Genomic DNA, 12,370 nt, shown 5'->3' on the forward strand with positions numbered 1-12,370 from the left:
AGAAGGAACGCAAGGAGCCGGAAGGGCCGCAAGGATCCGCAAGGACAGCGAGAGCCACAACGCCCCTGACGCCCCTGTAAGAACCCTGACGGACCGCAAGGACCGGTAAGGCACCAGAAGGAAGAGGCAGGCGCCATGAAGACCCCCCAGCCCCTCGTCGTCGTCGGCGACACCCTCCTGGACCAGGACATCGACGGCGACGCCACCCGCCTGGCCCCCGACGCCCCCGCGCCCGTCGTCGACGTCCGCCACCACCGCAGCCACCCCGGCGGCGCCGGCCTCGCCGCCGCCCTCGCCGCCCGCGACGGACGCCCCGTCACCCTCGTCACCGCCCTGGGCGAGGACCACGCCAGCGACACCGTCCGAGCGGCCCTCGCCTCCCGCGTCCGCCTCGTCGAACTGCCCCTGGACGGCACCCTGCCCGTCAAGACCCGCGTGCGCGCGGGAGACCGCCCCCTGGTCCGTATCGACGACGGCGGCGGCACCCCCGGCGAGCCCGGCGACGCGGTCCGGGCGGCCTTCGAGGACGCCGCGGCCGTCCTGGTCGCCGACTACGGCCGCGGCACCGCCGGCGCCGTACGCACCCACCTGACCGCCCTCGCCCGCCGCGCACCGGTGGTATGGGACCCCCACCCCAAAGGCGACGCGCCCGTCCCCGACGTCCGCCTGGCCACCCCCAACGCCGCCGAGGCCCGCGCCCTCGCCCCCCGCACCGCCCCCGCCCCCGACGACGACTCCCTGCACGCCCACGCCCGGCGCGGCGCCCTGCTGGCCCGCCACTGGAGCGCCGCGGCCCTCGCCGTCACCCTCGGCGAACGCGGCGCCCTCCTCACCCGCGGCGCCGGCGACAGCCCCATGCTCGCCCCCGCGCCGCACCTCGCCACCGGCGACCCCTGCGGCGCCGGCGACTGCTTCGCCGCCGTGTGCGCCGCCGCCCTCGCCGACGGCGCCCTGCCCGAAGAGGCCGTCCAGCGGGCAGTCGCCGAGGCCGCCGCGTTCGTGGCCGCCGGCGGCGCCGGCAACCACCACCTGTGGGACCCCCACAGCCCCACCGCCCCCGCCCCCCACCACCCCGGCGACCCCTACGCCCTCGCCGCCTCCGTCCGCGCCCGCGGCGGCACCGTCGTGGCCACCGGCGGCTGCTTCGACCTCCTGCACGCCGGCCACGTCGGCCTCCTGGAAAGCGCCCGCCGCATCGGCGACTGCCTCATCGTCTGCCTCAACTCCGACGACTCCATCCGCCGCCTCAAAGGCCCCACCCGCCCCCTGACCCCCGAGGCCGACCGCATCCGCGTCCTGTCCGGCCTCGGCTGCGTCGACGCCGTCGCCGTCTTCGCCGACGACACCCCCGAACCCCTCCTGCGCCGCCTGCGCCCCCACGTGTGGGCCAAGGGCGGCGACTACACCGCCGCCACCCTCCCCGAAGCCGCGGCCCTGGGCGAATGGGGCGGCCAGGCCGTCGTCCTGCCCTACCTCGCCGGCCGCTCCACCACCGAACTGGCCCGCCGCGCCGCGAAGTCCCACCCCGGCACCCGCCCATGACACCCGCCCCCCACCCCCCACCCGAGCCGGCCGGCCCGCGCCCACCGGGGGAGCACCCCGCCCGCCCCCGCCTGCTCGTCCTGCGCGCCCTGGGCCTGGGCGACCTCCTCACCGCCGTCCCCGCCCTGCGGGCCCTGCGCCGCGCCCACCCCGGCCACACCCTCGTCCTGGCCGCCCCCGCCCCCCTGGCCCAGGCCGCCGCGGCCACCGGCGCCGTCGACCACCTGCTGCCCGCCCACGCACCCGGCCGCGCCGTCCCCGGCCCCCTGCCGTGGCACGGCCCGCCCCCCGACCTCGCCGTCGACCTGCACGGCAACGGCCCGCCCAGCCACCTGCTGCTGCACACCCTGCGCCCCGCCCGCCTCTACGCCTACGCCCACCCCGCCACCCCCCACCTGCCCGGCCCCGCCTGGCGCGAGGACGAACACGAACGCCTGCGCTGGTGCCGCCTGGTGCGCTGGTACGGACACCCCGCAGACCCCGCCGACCTGCGCATCACCCCACCCGCCGCCCCCTCACCCGCCCCCGGCGCGACGGTCATCCACCCCGGCGCGGACGCCGCCGCCCGCCGCTGGCCCGCCGAACGCTTCGCCGCCGTCGCCCGCGCCCTGCACCACCGAGGGCACCGCGTCGTACTGACCGCCGGCGCCGGCGAGGGCCCCCTGGCCCACGCGATCGCCCACCAGGCCGGCCTGCCCGCCACCACCGTCCTGGGCGGCACCACCGACCTGCCCTTCCCCCAACTCGCCGCCCTCATCGCCCACGCCCGCGCCCTCATCGTCGGCGACACCGGCCTCGCCCACCTCGCCACCGCCCTGGGCACCCCCTCCGTGGTCCTCTTCGGCCCCGTCGCCCCCCGCCTGTGGGGCCCACCGCCCAGCCCCCGCCACCGCGTCCTGTGGCACCCCGGCCCCACCGACGCCGCCCGCCCCGGCGACGCCCACGGCCACCACCCCGACCCCCGGCTGCTGCGCATCACCGCCGCCGAGGTCCTTACCGCCGTCGCCCGCCTGCCCCACCCCACCGCGAAGAGCGCCCCATGACCACCACCACCGCCCGCGTCGGCGTCGTCGTCATCACCCGCAACCGCCGCGAACGCCTGCTGCACACCCTCGACCAGCTGACCGCCCTGCCCGAACAGCCCCCCGTCACCGTCGTCGACAACGCCTCCGGCGACCACACCGCCCAGGCCGTCCGCACCCACCACCCCCACATCACCGTCCTGACCCCCGGCCGCAACCTCGGCGCCGCCGGCCGCAACCTCGGCGCCGCCGCCCTGAACACCCCCTACATCGCCTTCGCCGACGACGACTCCTGGTGGCAGGCCGGCTCCCTGGCCCGCGCCGCCGACCTCCTCGACGCCCACCCCCGCCTCGCCCTGATCGCCGCCGCCACCCGCATCGGCCCCGACGGCCACCCCGACCCCCTCAACCACCTCCTGGCCACCTCACCCCTCGGCCACGCCCCCGACCTGCCCGGCCCCTCTGTCCTGGGCTTCCTCGCCTGCGCCGCCGTCGTACGCCGCCAGGCCTTCCTGGCCGTCGGCGGCTTCGACACCCTCCTGCACTTCGGCGGCGAGGAAACCCTCCTCGCCCTCGAACTCGCCGCCCACGGCTGGGGCCTGGCCCACTGCCCCCAGGTCATCGCCTGGCACCACCCCGACCCCACCCCCCGCCCCGGCCGCCCCGCCCGGATCCTGCGCAACGAACTGCTCACCACCTGGCTGCGCCGCCCCCTGCCGCACGCCCTGGCCCGCACCTGGGCCCTGGCCCGCACCTGCCCCGCCGACCCCCAGGCCCGCACCGCCCTGGCCGACGCCCTGCGCCGCCTGCCCGCCGTCCTTGCCCGCCGCCGCCCCCTGCCCCCCACCGTCGAACACGCCCTGCGCACCCTCGAACGCACCACCCGCCCCGCCCCACCCCCCACGCCCCCCGCCCCGCCCCCGTAACCCCCAGGGAGGACAGCCGTGAGCGAGACCCGCACCACCGTCGTCGTCATCACCCACAACCGCCGCGACGAACTCCTGCACACCCTCGGCCAACTGGCCGCCCTGCCCGAACAGCCCCCCGTCACCGTCGTCGACAACGCCTCCGGCGACCACACCGCCCAGGCCGTCCGCACCCACCACCCCGGCGTCACCCTCCTGACCCCCGGCCGCAACCTCGGCGCCGCCGGCCGCAACCTCGCCGCCCGCCTGGCCACCACCGACTACCTCGCCTTCTGCGACGACGACTCCTGGTGGGAAGCCGGCTCCCTCACCGGCGCCGCCGACCTCCTCGACGCCCACCCCCGCCTGGCCGCCGTCACCGCCCGCATCCTCGTCCACCCCCACCCCCACGACGGCCACCCCGGGCCGGCACCCCGGGACGAGCCGCACGAGGACCCCATCGTCACCGAACTGCGCAACTCCCCCCTGCCCCGCCCCGCCTGGCTGCCCGGCCCCGCCCTGGGCTCCTTCCTCGCCGCCGCGACCGTCCTGCGCACCGACGCCTTCCGCACCGCCGGCGGCTTCTGCCCCCGCCTGTGGCTCGGCGGCGAAGAAGAACTCCTGGCCGCCGACCTCGCCGCCGCCGGCTGGTGGCTCACCTACGCCGACCACCTCACCGTCCACCACCGCCCCTCACCCCACCGCGACCCCCGCCTGCGCCGCCGCCACGGCATCCGCAACACCCTGTGGTACACCTGGCTGCGCCGCTCCGCCCCCCAGGCGCTGCGCCGCACCGCCCACCTCGCCCGCACCGTCCCGCGCGACACCACCTCCCTGCGCGCCTTCGCCGAAGCCGCCGCCGGCGCCGGCTGGGTCCTGCGCGAACGCCGCCCCCTGCCGCGTACCGTGGAGGACCGGCTGCGCCTGCTGGACACCCCCCAGAAGACCTCCGCCGCCCGCCGCTATGTCGGCTGACCCCCCACCCCCCACCAGGCCCGGCCGCACCCTGCTCACCGGCTGGTTCAGCTTCCTGCACGGCGAGGTCACCGCCGGCGACATGCTCGCCGCCCACGCCGTCCAGCACGCCCTGCGCCAGGCCCGCCTGGCCCACGACACCGCCTGGTCACCCGTCTTCCGCCCCCGCGCCCTGCACCTGGAGGCGGCCGACCCCGCCCGCTACACCCACCTGGTCTTCGCCTGCGGCCCCCTCCACTCACGCCCCGCCCCCGACGGCACCAGCCCCCTGCTCCAGCTGCACGCCCGCTTCGCCCACTGCCACCGCATCGCCGTCGGCGTCTCCGTACCCGACCCCGCCGACCCGGCCGCCACCCTCTTCCACACCCTCCTGCACCGCGACACCGCACCCACCGGCCCCGCCAGCACCCCCGGCCCCGCCCCCACCGCCGACCTCAGCCTCCACGCCCCGCCGCCCGCCCCCACCCCCCTGCTGGGCGTCATCCTCACCCACGGCCAGCACGAATACGGGCCCCTGCGCCGCCATGCGGCCGTCACCCACGCCCTGGAGGACTGGCTGGCCACCGTCCACGCCGCCCGCCTGCCCCTGGACACCCGCCTCGACCATCGCGACTGGCGCCTGCCGGCCACCCCCGACGAACTCCACACCGTCCTGGCACGCCTCGACGCCGTTGTCACCACCCGCCTCCACGGCCTGGTCCTCGCCCTGCGCGCCGGCGTCCCCGCCCTGGCCGTCGACCCCGTGGCGGGCGGCGCGAAAGTCACCGCCCAGGCCACGGCCCTGGGCTGGCCCGCCGTCCTGCCCAGCCACCAGGCAACACCCCAGCACCTGAGCGCCCTCCTCACCTGGTGCCTCTCACCCCAGGGCCGCCACCACGCCGCACACCACACCACCCGCCCCACCACCCCCCACACCCTCAACACCCTCGTGCACCACCTGCACACCACCACCCCACCCGCTCCCGCACCACCGATTTCTGGCCACCGCCGTTGCACACCTGGCCACCGGCAGTCGCTATAAGGGGCAGAGGAGGCACCAGGGCTCCTCCGGGGTGCGGGGGACCGCCTCTCGAACCTTGCGGGAGGGACTTCCGACTCCGTGATTCCAGACCACCACAACGGCGTGTCCGGCCGCGCACGCGACCGCGGCCAGGGAGCGGCCCGGCGGCAGGGAGGCAAAGGGTGACGCGCTCCCGCCGCAAGCCGGCGGACACGCTGCCGATGCGCGAACTCCCCGAACTGCCCCCCGACTTCCGCGCCTTCCACCAGCTCTACCGCGGCCCCTACGTGCACTGGGCCGAGCTCTACCTCAGCAACCGCGCCGACGCCGAGGAAGCCGTCGACCACGCCTTCGAGCAGCTGTACTTCGGCTGGTCCGACGTCCTGGAACAGGAGAACCCCAACGCGTTCGCCTGGGTCGTGGTCAAGAACCGCACCATCGACCACGCCCGCGCCCGCGGCCGGCGCCCCGTCGTCATCGACACCGCCGCCTTCGAGACCACGGCCCTGCACGACGCCGTCGACCCGATCGGGCAACTGGAGGAGAACCTGGCGATCTACGGGGCCATCCGCGCCCTCCCCGAACGCCAGCACGACGTGATCGTCCTCCAGTACTGCCTCGGCTACACCACCCGCGAGACCGCCGACATCCTGGGCATCACCCAGGCCGGGGTGCGCTCCAACATCCGCTACGCCAAGCACCGGCTGAAGGAAGCCCTCGGGCTGGAAGAAGGCGACGAGAAGATGAGGGCCGATGACCGAGCCCATTGACCACGCGCTGGCCAGGGCCCGCCTTCGGAGCCTCCCCTGCGCCGTCACCGAACACAGCGAAGCCCGCCTGTCCGCCCGGATCGCCGAACGCATGTGGTGGGGGGCCCTGCGCTTCGACGACCAGATGGAACCGGCCCGCACCGCCGCCGTGCGGGCGGTGCGGCGCAACTCGCTGCCCCACCGCGCCTTCCACCGCCACCTGCGGATCCTGTGCGAGACCGTCATCTCCCAGGACCTGTACAAACTCGGCGACTTCCTGGCCCGCCGGATCCTGGAACCCGACGGCGCCCTCGTCCTGGGCTGCGTCCTGCAACTGGCCGACCGCGAGGACTCCGCCCGCTTCTGGTGGCAGTTCGCCGCCGGCGCCGGCGACAACGGCGCCGCCTGCTGCCTCTACCTGCACCACATGGCCCTGGGGGAGCGGCGCGAGGCCGACCTGTGGCACCGCCACGCCGGCCTTGAGGACCACATCCCCAAAGTCCCCGAATCCCTCACCCGCAACGACCTCGACACCGCCCTGCGGATCCTGGACAACCTGCGCGAGGGGGCCAGCGCGATCTCCCCCGCCGCCACCGCCGTCATCGCCTACGTCCCCGACGCCGTCGGCTACGTCGAGGAAGTCGACCTGCCCCTGCCCGCCCCCGACTTCGCCCGGCGCATCGAAGAACTCACCGCCACCTCCTGACCCCCGGCGGGCGGGCGGCGGCCTGTCACCTCCGCCCGCCCGCCCCGCCCGGGGCTAGGGTGCCGGCATGCGGCTGCTCCTGACCTCCGACACCCACCTGCCCACCCGGGCCAGGGCGCTGCCCGCCGAGCTCCTGACCGCCATCGGCCACGCCGACGCCGTCCTGCACGCCGGCGACTGGACCACCCTCGCCGCCTGGGAGATCTTCACCGCCCGCGCCCGGCACCTCATCGGCGTCTGCGGCAACAACGACGGCCCCGAGCTGCGCGAGCGCCTGCCCGAGGTCGCCCACGCCCACCTCGGCGGCCTGCGCTTCACCCTCGTCCACGACACCGGCCCGGCACGCGGCCGCGAGCAACGCTGCGCCGAGCGCTTCCCCGACACCGACGTGCTGGTCTTCGGCCACAGCCACATCCCCTGGGACACCACCGCCCCCGGCGGCCTGCGCCTGCTCAACCCCGGCTCGCCCACCGACCGCCGCCGCCAGCCGCACCACACCTACATGACCGCCCGGGCCCGCGGCGGCCGCCTGGAGCAGGTGACGCTGCACCGCATCACCTGACCACCGGGGAATCACCCGGTCCGCATGCCCGGCCGGTGAGCGGGTACCCGACGCACCCCACCACCCTCCGGTGGGACCGGCGCACGATGGCGAGGTGAGCGGGATGGCCCGGCACAAGAGCGGAAAGAACCCTGCGCGCGGGTATGAGCGCGCCCGCGACGAGAGCGAGCCAGGGGCGCACTCGGGCCAGGAGAGCCAGGCGCGCGAGCGCACCGTCCCCGGCACGGCGAGCGCCCGCGAGGGCTACGGGCCCCAGGGCGGCACGGCCGGGGGCGAGGCCCTGGACGGCGTACGGGCCCGCCCGCGCAAGGCGGCCAAGAAGGGCCGCACCGGCGAGAGCGGCACCTGAGGCGAAGGGGGGCCGGGCGTACGAGGACAGGAGGCATCCCATGACCGACCGACGCGGCGAGGAGCCCGCGGGCCAGGGCCGGGCCGTGCCCCGGGACCTGCCCGACCAGCAGGCCGGCGGCACCCCCGGGCGGGAGGACCACTGGAGCGGCAAGAACACCGAGAACACCCAGAACACCGAGAACACCGAAAACACCGAGAACACCCAGGACACGGACGACACCGGCACCGAGGCCGACACCGGGGACGGGGATACGCGGGAGTCCGGCCGGCGCGGCCGGAAGGACACCGGGGCGGGGGAGCCGCAGGAGCCCCCGGACTGACGTTGGTCGAAGAGGGGCCGGTGCATGCCGTAGTGTTCGGTCTACCGACGCGGGGTGGAGCAGCTCGGTAGCTCGCTGGGCTCATAACCCAGAGGTCGCAGGTTCAAATCCTGTCCCCGCTACTCATCGGTTGAAGGCCCGGCGATCCGCCGGGCCTTCGCCGCGTTCACGGCCCCCCACCCGGACCCCACCGGCCCCCGTAAACACCGTGGCACCACGCGCCCCGCTGTCCCCGGGGGTTGCTCAGTGCGGGGGAGCGCTCTCACCTCCGTACGCCCCCCGAACACCACCCCGTCGCGCCTTGTGACCGTGCGATCTCCCTCCGTAGCGTCAAGGAATCGGAGCTTCCGGATCCTTCGGGGAGGTCGAGATGAAGCGCACCGTCATCCTCGCCATGGTGGCCGTCGTGGCACTCGCGGGCGGCGTGGCCAGCGCCGGCGCGCACGGCGACCCGGGCGACGGCACCCCTCATCCCAAGGAGAGATCGGCCAGGGCGGGCCTGGACGTCGGCGGCTTCGACCAGGTCTTCGGCGACGCGGTGGAGGTGGCCCCCGGCGCCAACGCGCGCGCCACCGCGGTCTGCCCGCCCGGCCGGGTACCGGTCGGCGGCGGCGCCGAGACCTCCGCCTTCCGTATCTTCTTCACCGACTCCTTCGGCCAGGGCGCCAGCTGGGTCGCCCGCGGCACGAACACCAGCTCGGCCACCGAGTCCATGCGGGCCTTCGTCGTCTGCACCAGCCCCAGATGACCCCACCCGCCGCCCGCCGGGCCAGTGGAGTCAGGCGTGGTCGGCCAGCTGCGTATAGCCCCTGGCCCGCGCACAGTGGGCGCAGCAGAAGAACATGCCGTCCGTCTCCAGGCCGTGGCCCAGGATGCGGCACCCGCAGGTGTCGCAGATCGGCGCGAGCTTATGGGCGGCACACTCGAAACTGTCGAAGATGTGCACGGCCCCCGCCGCACGCACCTCGAAGGCCATCTCGTAGTCGTTCTCGCAGACCTCGCACACCGCCATGGCACTCATCCCTCTTCGTTGGTCACCGGCCCGGGCACCCCTTTTTGCCCTCCGGCGCCCGGCCGCCAGGATGCAACAGAGCCGGCCCGCCTCCCTGGCGGCGCCCCGGCGACGCCGGCGATCGGGCCCCCGAGTCGCCCACCGGGAGCAACCCCGCACCGCCCCGGCGCCGCCGCGCCCGCTATCCGGCGTCCTCCACGCGCAGCCGCACCTGTTCCTCCAGCCGCTCCAGGCTGCCCTCCAGCGCCGCGCGCACCGCCTCGGCGCCGGGGTCGTGGCCCTCGTCGAAGAAGGACAGATGGACCGTCACCTCACTGGCACCGCTGCCGATGCCGGCCACCTGCAGCCACCCGGTGTAGCTGCCGCTGTCCCGGGTGCCCCACTCCAGGCGCATCTGCTCCGGCTGGGAGCGGAACAGCGCGGGCGCGTCCTGGCCGGTGTGGTCCTCGTGCACGGTGACGGCCGGCAGGTCCTGCGCCCGTACGTGCAGTTCCGCCGGCATCCAGCTGCCGAGCCGGCCCACATCGGCCGCCTGGTCGAAGACATGCTCCGGCAGCGCGGGCATCGTACGGGAACGCTCGTATTCGCTCATGCCCAAACCCATCCTCAGCTGAGAAGGCCTTCCCCCTCTTTCCATCCGCCTGCCCCCTAAAAGGCCCCCGCCCCGCACAACCACCCGTTCGCCACCCGCCGGCTCCGCCGCCCGGCCCCACCCGCCCCGGGCGGGCGCGAGGGCATCCCCTCTCCCCGTCACCCTGACGGATCACCTTCACCGGGCACTTCGGCGGGCCGGTCCCGAACCGCCTGCCCACGTCAAGGCGACCAGGCCGCACCAGGTGCTACGGGCAGATCCGGGCGCGCCCCGTCAGCGGCACCGGTGGGCGTTGAGCCGGGCGGCCTGGCGCGTCAGGTGGTCGCGCTCGGCGAGGTTGGGCGCCTTGCGGGCCGCCTCGGCGTACAGCCGTGCCGCCGTCGCCAGGTCGCCGTCGCGCTCGTGGAGGTACGCCGCCACCGCGGCGTGGCGGGGCAGTGAGTCCTCCAGCGCCGCGAGCGCCGCCAGGCCGGCGCGCGGCCCGTCCACCTCGCCCACGGCCACCGCGCGGTTGAGCCGGACGACGGGGCTGTCGGTCAGGCGCACGAGCTCGTCGTACCACTCGAGGATCTGCGCCCAGTCGGTCTCCTGGGCGGTGGGCGCGTCGGCGTGCAGTGCCGCGATGGCGGCCTGGGCCTGGAACTCGCCCAGCCGGTCGCGGGCGAGGGCCGCCTGGAGGATCCCGACGCCCTCGGCGATCGACGCGGTGTCCCACCGGCCGCGGTCCTGCTCGGCGAGCGGCACCAGGCTGCCGTCGGGCGCGGTCCGGGCCGCGCGCCGGGCGTGGTGGAGCAGCATCAGGGCGAGCAGCCCCGCCACCTCGGGGTGGTCGATCGCGGCCGCGAGCTGCCGGGTGAGCCGGATGGCCTCGGCGGCCAGGTCCACGTCACCGGAGTAGCCCTCGTTGAAGACCAGATACAGCACGCGCAGCACGGTGGCGACGTCACCGGGCCGGTCGAACCGTACGCCGGAGACGGTGCGCTTGGCCCGGCTGATCCGCTGCGCCATGGTCGCCTCGGGCACCAGGTAGGCGCGGGCGATCTGGCGGGTGGTCAGCCCGCCGACGGCGCGCAGCGTGAGCGCGATGGCGGACGACGGCGTCAGCGAGGGGTGGGCGCACAGGAAGTAGAGCTGGAGCGTGTCGTCCACCGCGGGCGCGGGTCCGGGCGCCGGTTCCTCGCCCGTGCGGTCCTCACGCCGGCGGCGGGCGGTGTCCGCCCGCATCGCGTCGAGGAACCGGCGCCAGGCCACGGTGACCAGCCAGCCCTTCGCATCCCGCGGGGGATCGGCCGGCCAGACGCGGACCGCCTCGACGAGGGCGTCCTGCACGGCGTCCTCGGCCGCCGCGAAGTCCGCTCCGCGGCGGACGAGGACGGCGAGCACGCCCGGCGTCAGGCTCCGCAGCAGGGCCTCGTCCACCCCCGGGGTCATTCCGTGATGGTGGGCGGCGCGGTCAGGAACGGGCGTACCTCCAGCCACTCGTGGATCGGTTTCCCGCCCGCCCCGGGGGCGGCCGACAGCTCCCCGGCCAGCTCGATGGCGCGCTCGTGGCTGTCGACGTCGATCACCATCCAGCCGGCGATGAGGTCCTTGGTCTCGGCGAACGGGCCGTCGGTGACCGGCGGGCGCCCCTCGCCGTCGTACCGGACGAACATCCCCTCGGGGGCGAGCGCCTGGCCGTCGACGAACTCGCCGGTCCCCTCCAGCCGGGCCGCGAAGTCACGCATGTACTGCACGTGGGCCGAGATCTCCTGCGGCGTCCACTGGTCCATGGGCACGTCGTTGACCGCGGCCGGGGCGCCGCGGTAGTGCTTGAGCAGCAAGTACTTGGCCATCGTCCTTCTCCTGGGTGCGGGTGCGACCCATTGTGGTCGCGTTCATAGCGGGGACGGAGCCACTCACACGTTCTCGACATCGCCGTCCGAAAATTCTTTTCCGGCTCCCGTGGACGAGCCCGGGGGAGCCCTTCTCGCGGCCGTCCGGGCCCACAGCACGGCGCGGGGGCGAGAGAGGGAGCCGTATGCGGAGGTCCTGGCCCGCAGTGGTGCGCTTCGGACCGGTGAGCCCTCCGGCGCGGAGGGCGGGTACGTCCTCGACGCCACCCGCGATCGGCGGCGCCGGCGGTGGACAGGGCCCGGTCGCGTCCGGCGCCGATCCGGCGCCGCCCCGGCCCCTCCGTGCCGCCGAGGGACCCTGGACCGCGACGCCCCGCGAGCCCCCTACCCGCCACCCGGCGAAGACGGCGAAGACGGCGGGGGAGTGGGGGGAGACCCTCCGGCACGCCCCCCGGGCGCGCCACCGCTGCCCTTCGCGGGCGCGCCGACCGGCAGCGTCCAGGCGTTGACGAGCCGCCGGGCCCGCCCGGCGTCGTCGGCGAAGACCAGGACCTGCAGCCGCCAGGGGCTGCGCCGCCGCCGGGCGCACGGGGCGAGGGTGCAGCGGATCCCGCAGGTGTCGAGGAACCGGCGGACCTCCTCGGCGGCGCTCACGCTGGCCACGCGCGCCACCGGCACCAGCAGCCCGTACGGGTAGCGCCGTCCGCCCGCGGCCGGCGGGCCCGGACGCAGGCGGGAGAGGTATCTCAACGCGCACCCCACCGGGCGCGGTGACGCTCCGCGCGCGGCGCGCCGCGCA

At 75.9% G+C, this 12,370-nt stretch carries 16 protein-coding genes and 1 tRNA gene; 12 read left to right on the forward strand and 5 right to left on the reverse strand.

Annotated elements, in window-relative coordinates:
- Positions 1–135: 135 nt before the first annotated feature.
- From ACZ303_RS29360 to ACZ303_RS29415, 12 genes are all read left to right on the forward strand, one after another.
- Positions 136–1,542, forward strand: a complete 1,407-nt coding sequence (locus ACZ303_RS29360; RefSeq protein WP_467343507.1) for a PfkB family carbohydrate kinase — start codon at positions 136–138, stop codon at positions 1,540–1,542.
- Positions 1,539–2,585, forward strand: a complete 1,047-nt coding sequence (locus ACZ303_RS29365; RefSeq protein WP_467343508.1) for a glycosyltransferase family 9 protein — start codon at positions 1,539–1,541, stop codon at positions 2,583–2,585. The genes ACZ303_RS29360 and ACZ303_RS29365 overlap by 4 nt, the downstream gene beginning before the upstream one ends.
- On the forward strand, positions 2,582–3,490 hold the full coding sequence (locus ACZ303_RS29370; protein WP_467343509.1) for a glycosyltransferase family 2 protein: 909 nt from the start codon (positions 2,582–2,584) through the stop codon (positions 3,488–3,490). Before ACZ303_RS29365 ends, ACZ303_RS29370 begins: the two co-directional genes overlap by 4 nt.
- A gap of 18 nt (positions 3,491–3,508) precedes the next feature.
- Positions 3,509–4,444: a glycosyltransferase family 2 protein gene (locus ACZ303_RS29375; protein WP_467343510.1), complete on the forward strand. Its 936-nt coding sequence runs from the start codon at positions 3,509–3,511 to the stop codon at positions 4,442–4,444.
- A complete protein-coding gene (locus ACZ303_RS29380) occupies positions 4,434–5,465 on the forward strand; it encodes a polysaccharide pyruvyl transferase family protein (protein WP_467343511.1) in 1,032 nt (343 codons plus the stop codon). Before ACZ303_RS29375 ends, ACZ303_RS29380 begins: the two co-directional genes overlap by 11 nt.
- 161 nt (positions 5,466–5,626) lie before the next feature.
- On the forward strand, positions 5,627–6,214 hold the full coding sequence (locus ACZ303_RS29385) for an RNA polymerase sigma factor (RefSeq protein WP_467343512.1): 588 nt from the start codon (positions 5,627–5,629) through the stop codon (positions 6,212–6,214).
- Positions 6,198–6,899 (forward strand): hypothetical protein, encoded by a 702-nt coding sequence (locus tag ACZ303_RS29390; RefSeq protein ID WP_467343513.1) that lies wholly within the window; start codon positions 6,198–6,200, stop codon positions 6,897–6,899. The genes ACZ303_RS29385 and ACZ303_RS29390 overlap by 17 nt, the downstream gene beginning before the upstream one ends.
- A gap of 67 nt (positions 6,900–6,966) precedes the next feature.
- Positions 6,967–7,461, forward strand: a complete 495-nt coding sequence (locus ACZ303_RS29395) for a metallophosphoesterase family protein (RefSeq protein WP_467343514.1) — start codon at positions 6,967–6,969, stop codon at positions 7,459–7,461.
- Between the two features lie 103 nt (positions 7,462–7,564).
- Complete coding sequence (locus tag ACZ303_RS29400; RefSeq protein ID WP_467343515.1) at positions 7,565–7,810, forward strand: hypothetical protein; 246 nt, start codon at positions 7,565–7,567, stop codon at positions 7,808–7,810.
- Between the two features lie 40 nt (positions 7,811–7,850).
- On the forward strand, positions 7,851–8,132 hold the full coding sequence (locus ACZ303_RS29405) for a hypothetical protein (protein ID WP_467343516.1): 282 nt from the start codon (positions 7,851–7,853) through the stop codon (positions 8,130–8,132).
- Positions 8,133–8,180: 48 nt separating this feature from the next.
- A tRNA-Met gene (locus ACZ303_RS29410) sits at positions 8,181–8,254 on the forward strand.
- A gap of 248 nt (positions 8,255–8,502) precedes the next feature.
- Positions 8,503–8,880 (forward strand): hypothetical protein, encoded by a 378-nt coding sequence (locus ACZ303_RS29415; RefSeq protein ID WP_467343517.1) that lies wholly within the window; start codon positions 8,503–8,505, stop codon positions 8,878–8,880.
- Between the two features lie 30 nt (positions 8,881–8,910).
- Here the strand turns inward: ACZ303_RS29415 and ACZ303_RS29420 are convergent, their stop codons facing one another.
- From ACZ303_RS29420 to ACZ303_RS29440, 5 genes are all read right to left on the reverse strand, one after another.
- On the reverse strand, positions 8,911–9,144 hold the full coding sequence (locus ACZ303_RS29420) for a hypothetical protein (protein WP_467343619.1): 234 nt from the start codon (positions 9,142–9,144) through the stop codon (positions 8,911–8,913).
- Positions 9,145–9,325: 181 nt separating this feature from the next.
- Positions 9,326–9,736: an SRPBCC family protein gene (locus ACZ303_RS29425; RefSeq protein ID WP_467343518.1), complete on the reverse strand. Its 411-nt coding sequence runs from the start codon at positions 9,734–9,736 to the stop codon at positions 9,326–9,328.
- Between the two features lie 273 nt (positions 9,737–10,009).
- A complete protein-coding gene (locus ACZ303_RS29430) occupies positions 10,010–11,167 on the reverse strand; it encodes an RNA polymerase sigma factor (RefSeq protein ID WP_467343519.1) in 1,158 nt (385 codons plus the stop codon).
- Positions 11,164–11,571 carry a YciI family protein gene (locus tag ACZ303_RS29435; RefSeq protein ID WP_467343520.1) on the reverse strand — a complete coding sequence of 136 codons (408 nt, stop codon included), beginning with the start codon at positions 11,569–11,571 and terminating at the stop codon, positions 11,164–11,166. The genes ACZ303_RS29430 and ACZ303_RS29435 overlap by 4 nt, the downstream gene beginning before the upstream one ends.
- Before the next feature lie 384 nt (positions 11,572–11,955).
- Entirely contained in the window at positions 11,956–12,321 is a 366-nt protein-coding gene (locus tag ACZ303_RS29440) for a hypothetical protein (protein WP_467343521.1), read from the reverse strand.
- Positions 12,322–12,370 lie beyond the last annotated feature (49 nt).

It is taken from the genome of Streptomyces sp. NPDC023527, assembly GCF_055560115.1.

Bases quoted from the DNA above. Each gene is read 5' to 3' on its own strand.
- ACZ303_RS29360 (WP_467343507.1), top strand. From the start codon at position 136: ATGAAGACCCCCCAGCCCCTCGTCGTCGTCGGCGACACCCTCCTGGAC.
- ACZ303_RS29365 (WP_467343508.1), top strand. From the start codon at position 1,539: ATGACACCCGCCCCCCACCCCCCACCCGAGCCGGCCGGCCCGCGCCCA.
- ACZ303_RS29370 (WP_467343509.1), top strand. From the start codon at position 2,582: ATGACCACCACCACCGCCCGCGTCGGCGTCGTCGTCATCACCCGCAAC.
- ACZ303_RS29380 (WP_467343511.1), top strand. From the start codon at position 4,434: ATGTCGGCTGACCCCCCACCCCCCACCAGGCCCGGCCGCACCCTGCTC.
- ACZ303_RS29390 (WP_467343513.1), top strand. From the start codon at position 6,198: ATGACCGAGCCCATTGACCACGCGCTGGCCAGGGCCCGCCTTCGGAGC.
- ACZ303_RS29395 (WP_467343514.1), top strand. From the start codon at position 6,967: ATGCGGCTGCTCCTGACCTCCGACACCCACCTGCCCACCCGGGCCAGG.
- ACZ303_RS29400 (WP_467343515.1), top strand. From the start codon at position 7,565: ATGGCCCGGCACAAGAGCGGAAAGAACCCTGCGCGCGGGTATGAGCGC.
- ACZ303_RS29405 (WP_467343516.1), top strand. From the start codon at position 7,851: ATGACCGACCGACGCGGCGAGGAGCCCGCGGGCCAGGGCCGGGCCGTG.
- ACZ303_RS29415 (WP_467343517.1), top strand. From the start codon at position 8,503: ATGAAGCGCACCGTCATCCTCGCCATGGTGGCCGTCGTGGCACTCGCG.
- ACZ303_RS29420 (WP_467343619.1), bottom strand. From the start codon at position 9,144: ATGGCGGTGTGCGAGGTCTGCGAGAACGACTACGAGATGGCCTTCGAG.
- ACZ303_RS29425 (WP_467343518.1), bottom strand. From the start codon at position 9,736: ATGAGCGAATACGAGCGTTCCCGTACGATGCCCGCGCTGCCGGAGCAT.
- ACZ303_RS29430 (WP_467343519.1), bottom strand. From the start codon at position 11,167: ATGACCCCGGGGGTGGACGAGGCCCTGCTGCGGAGCCTGACGCCGGGC.
- ACZ303_RS29435 (WP_467343520.1), bottom strand. From the start codon at position 11,571: ATGGCCAAGTACTTGCTGCTCAAGCACTACCGCGGCGCCCCGGCCGCG.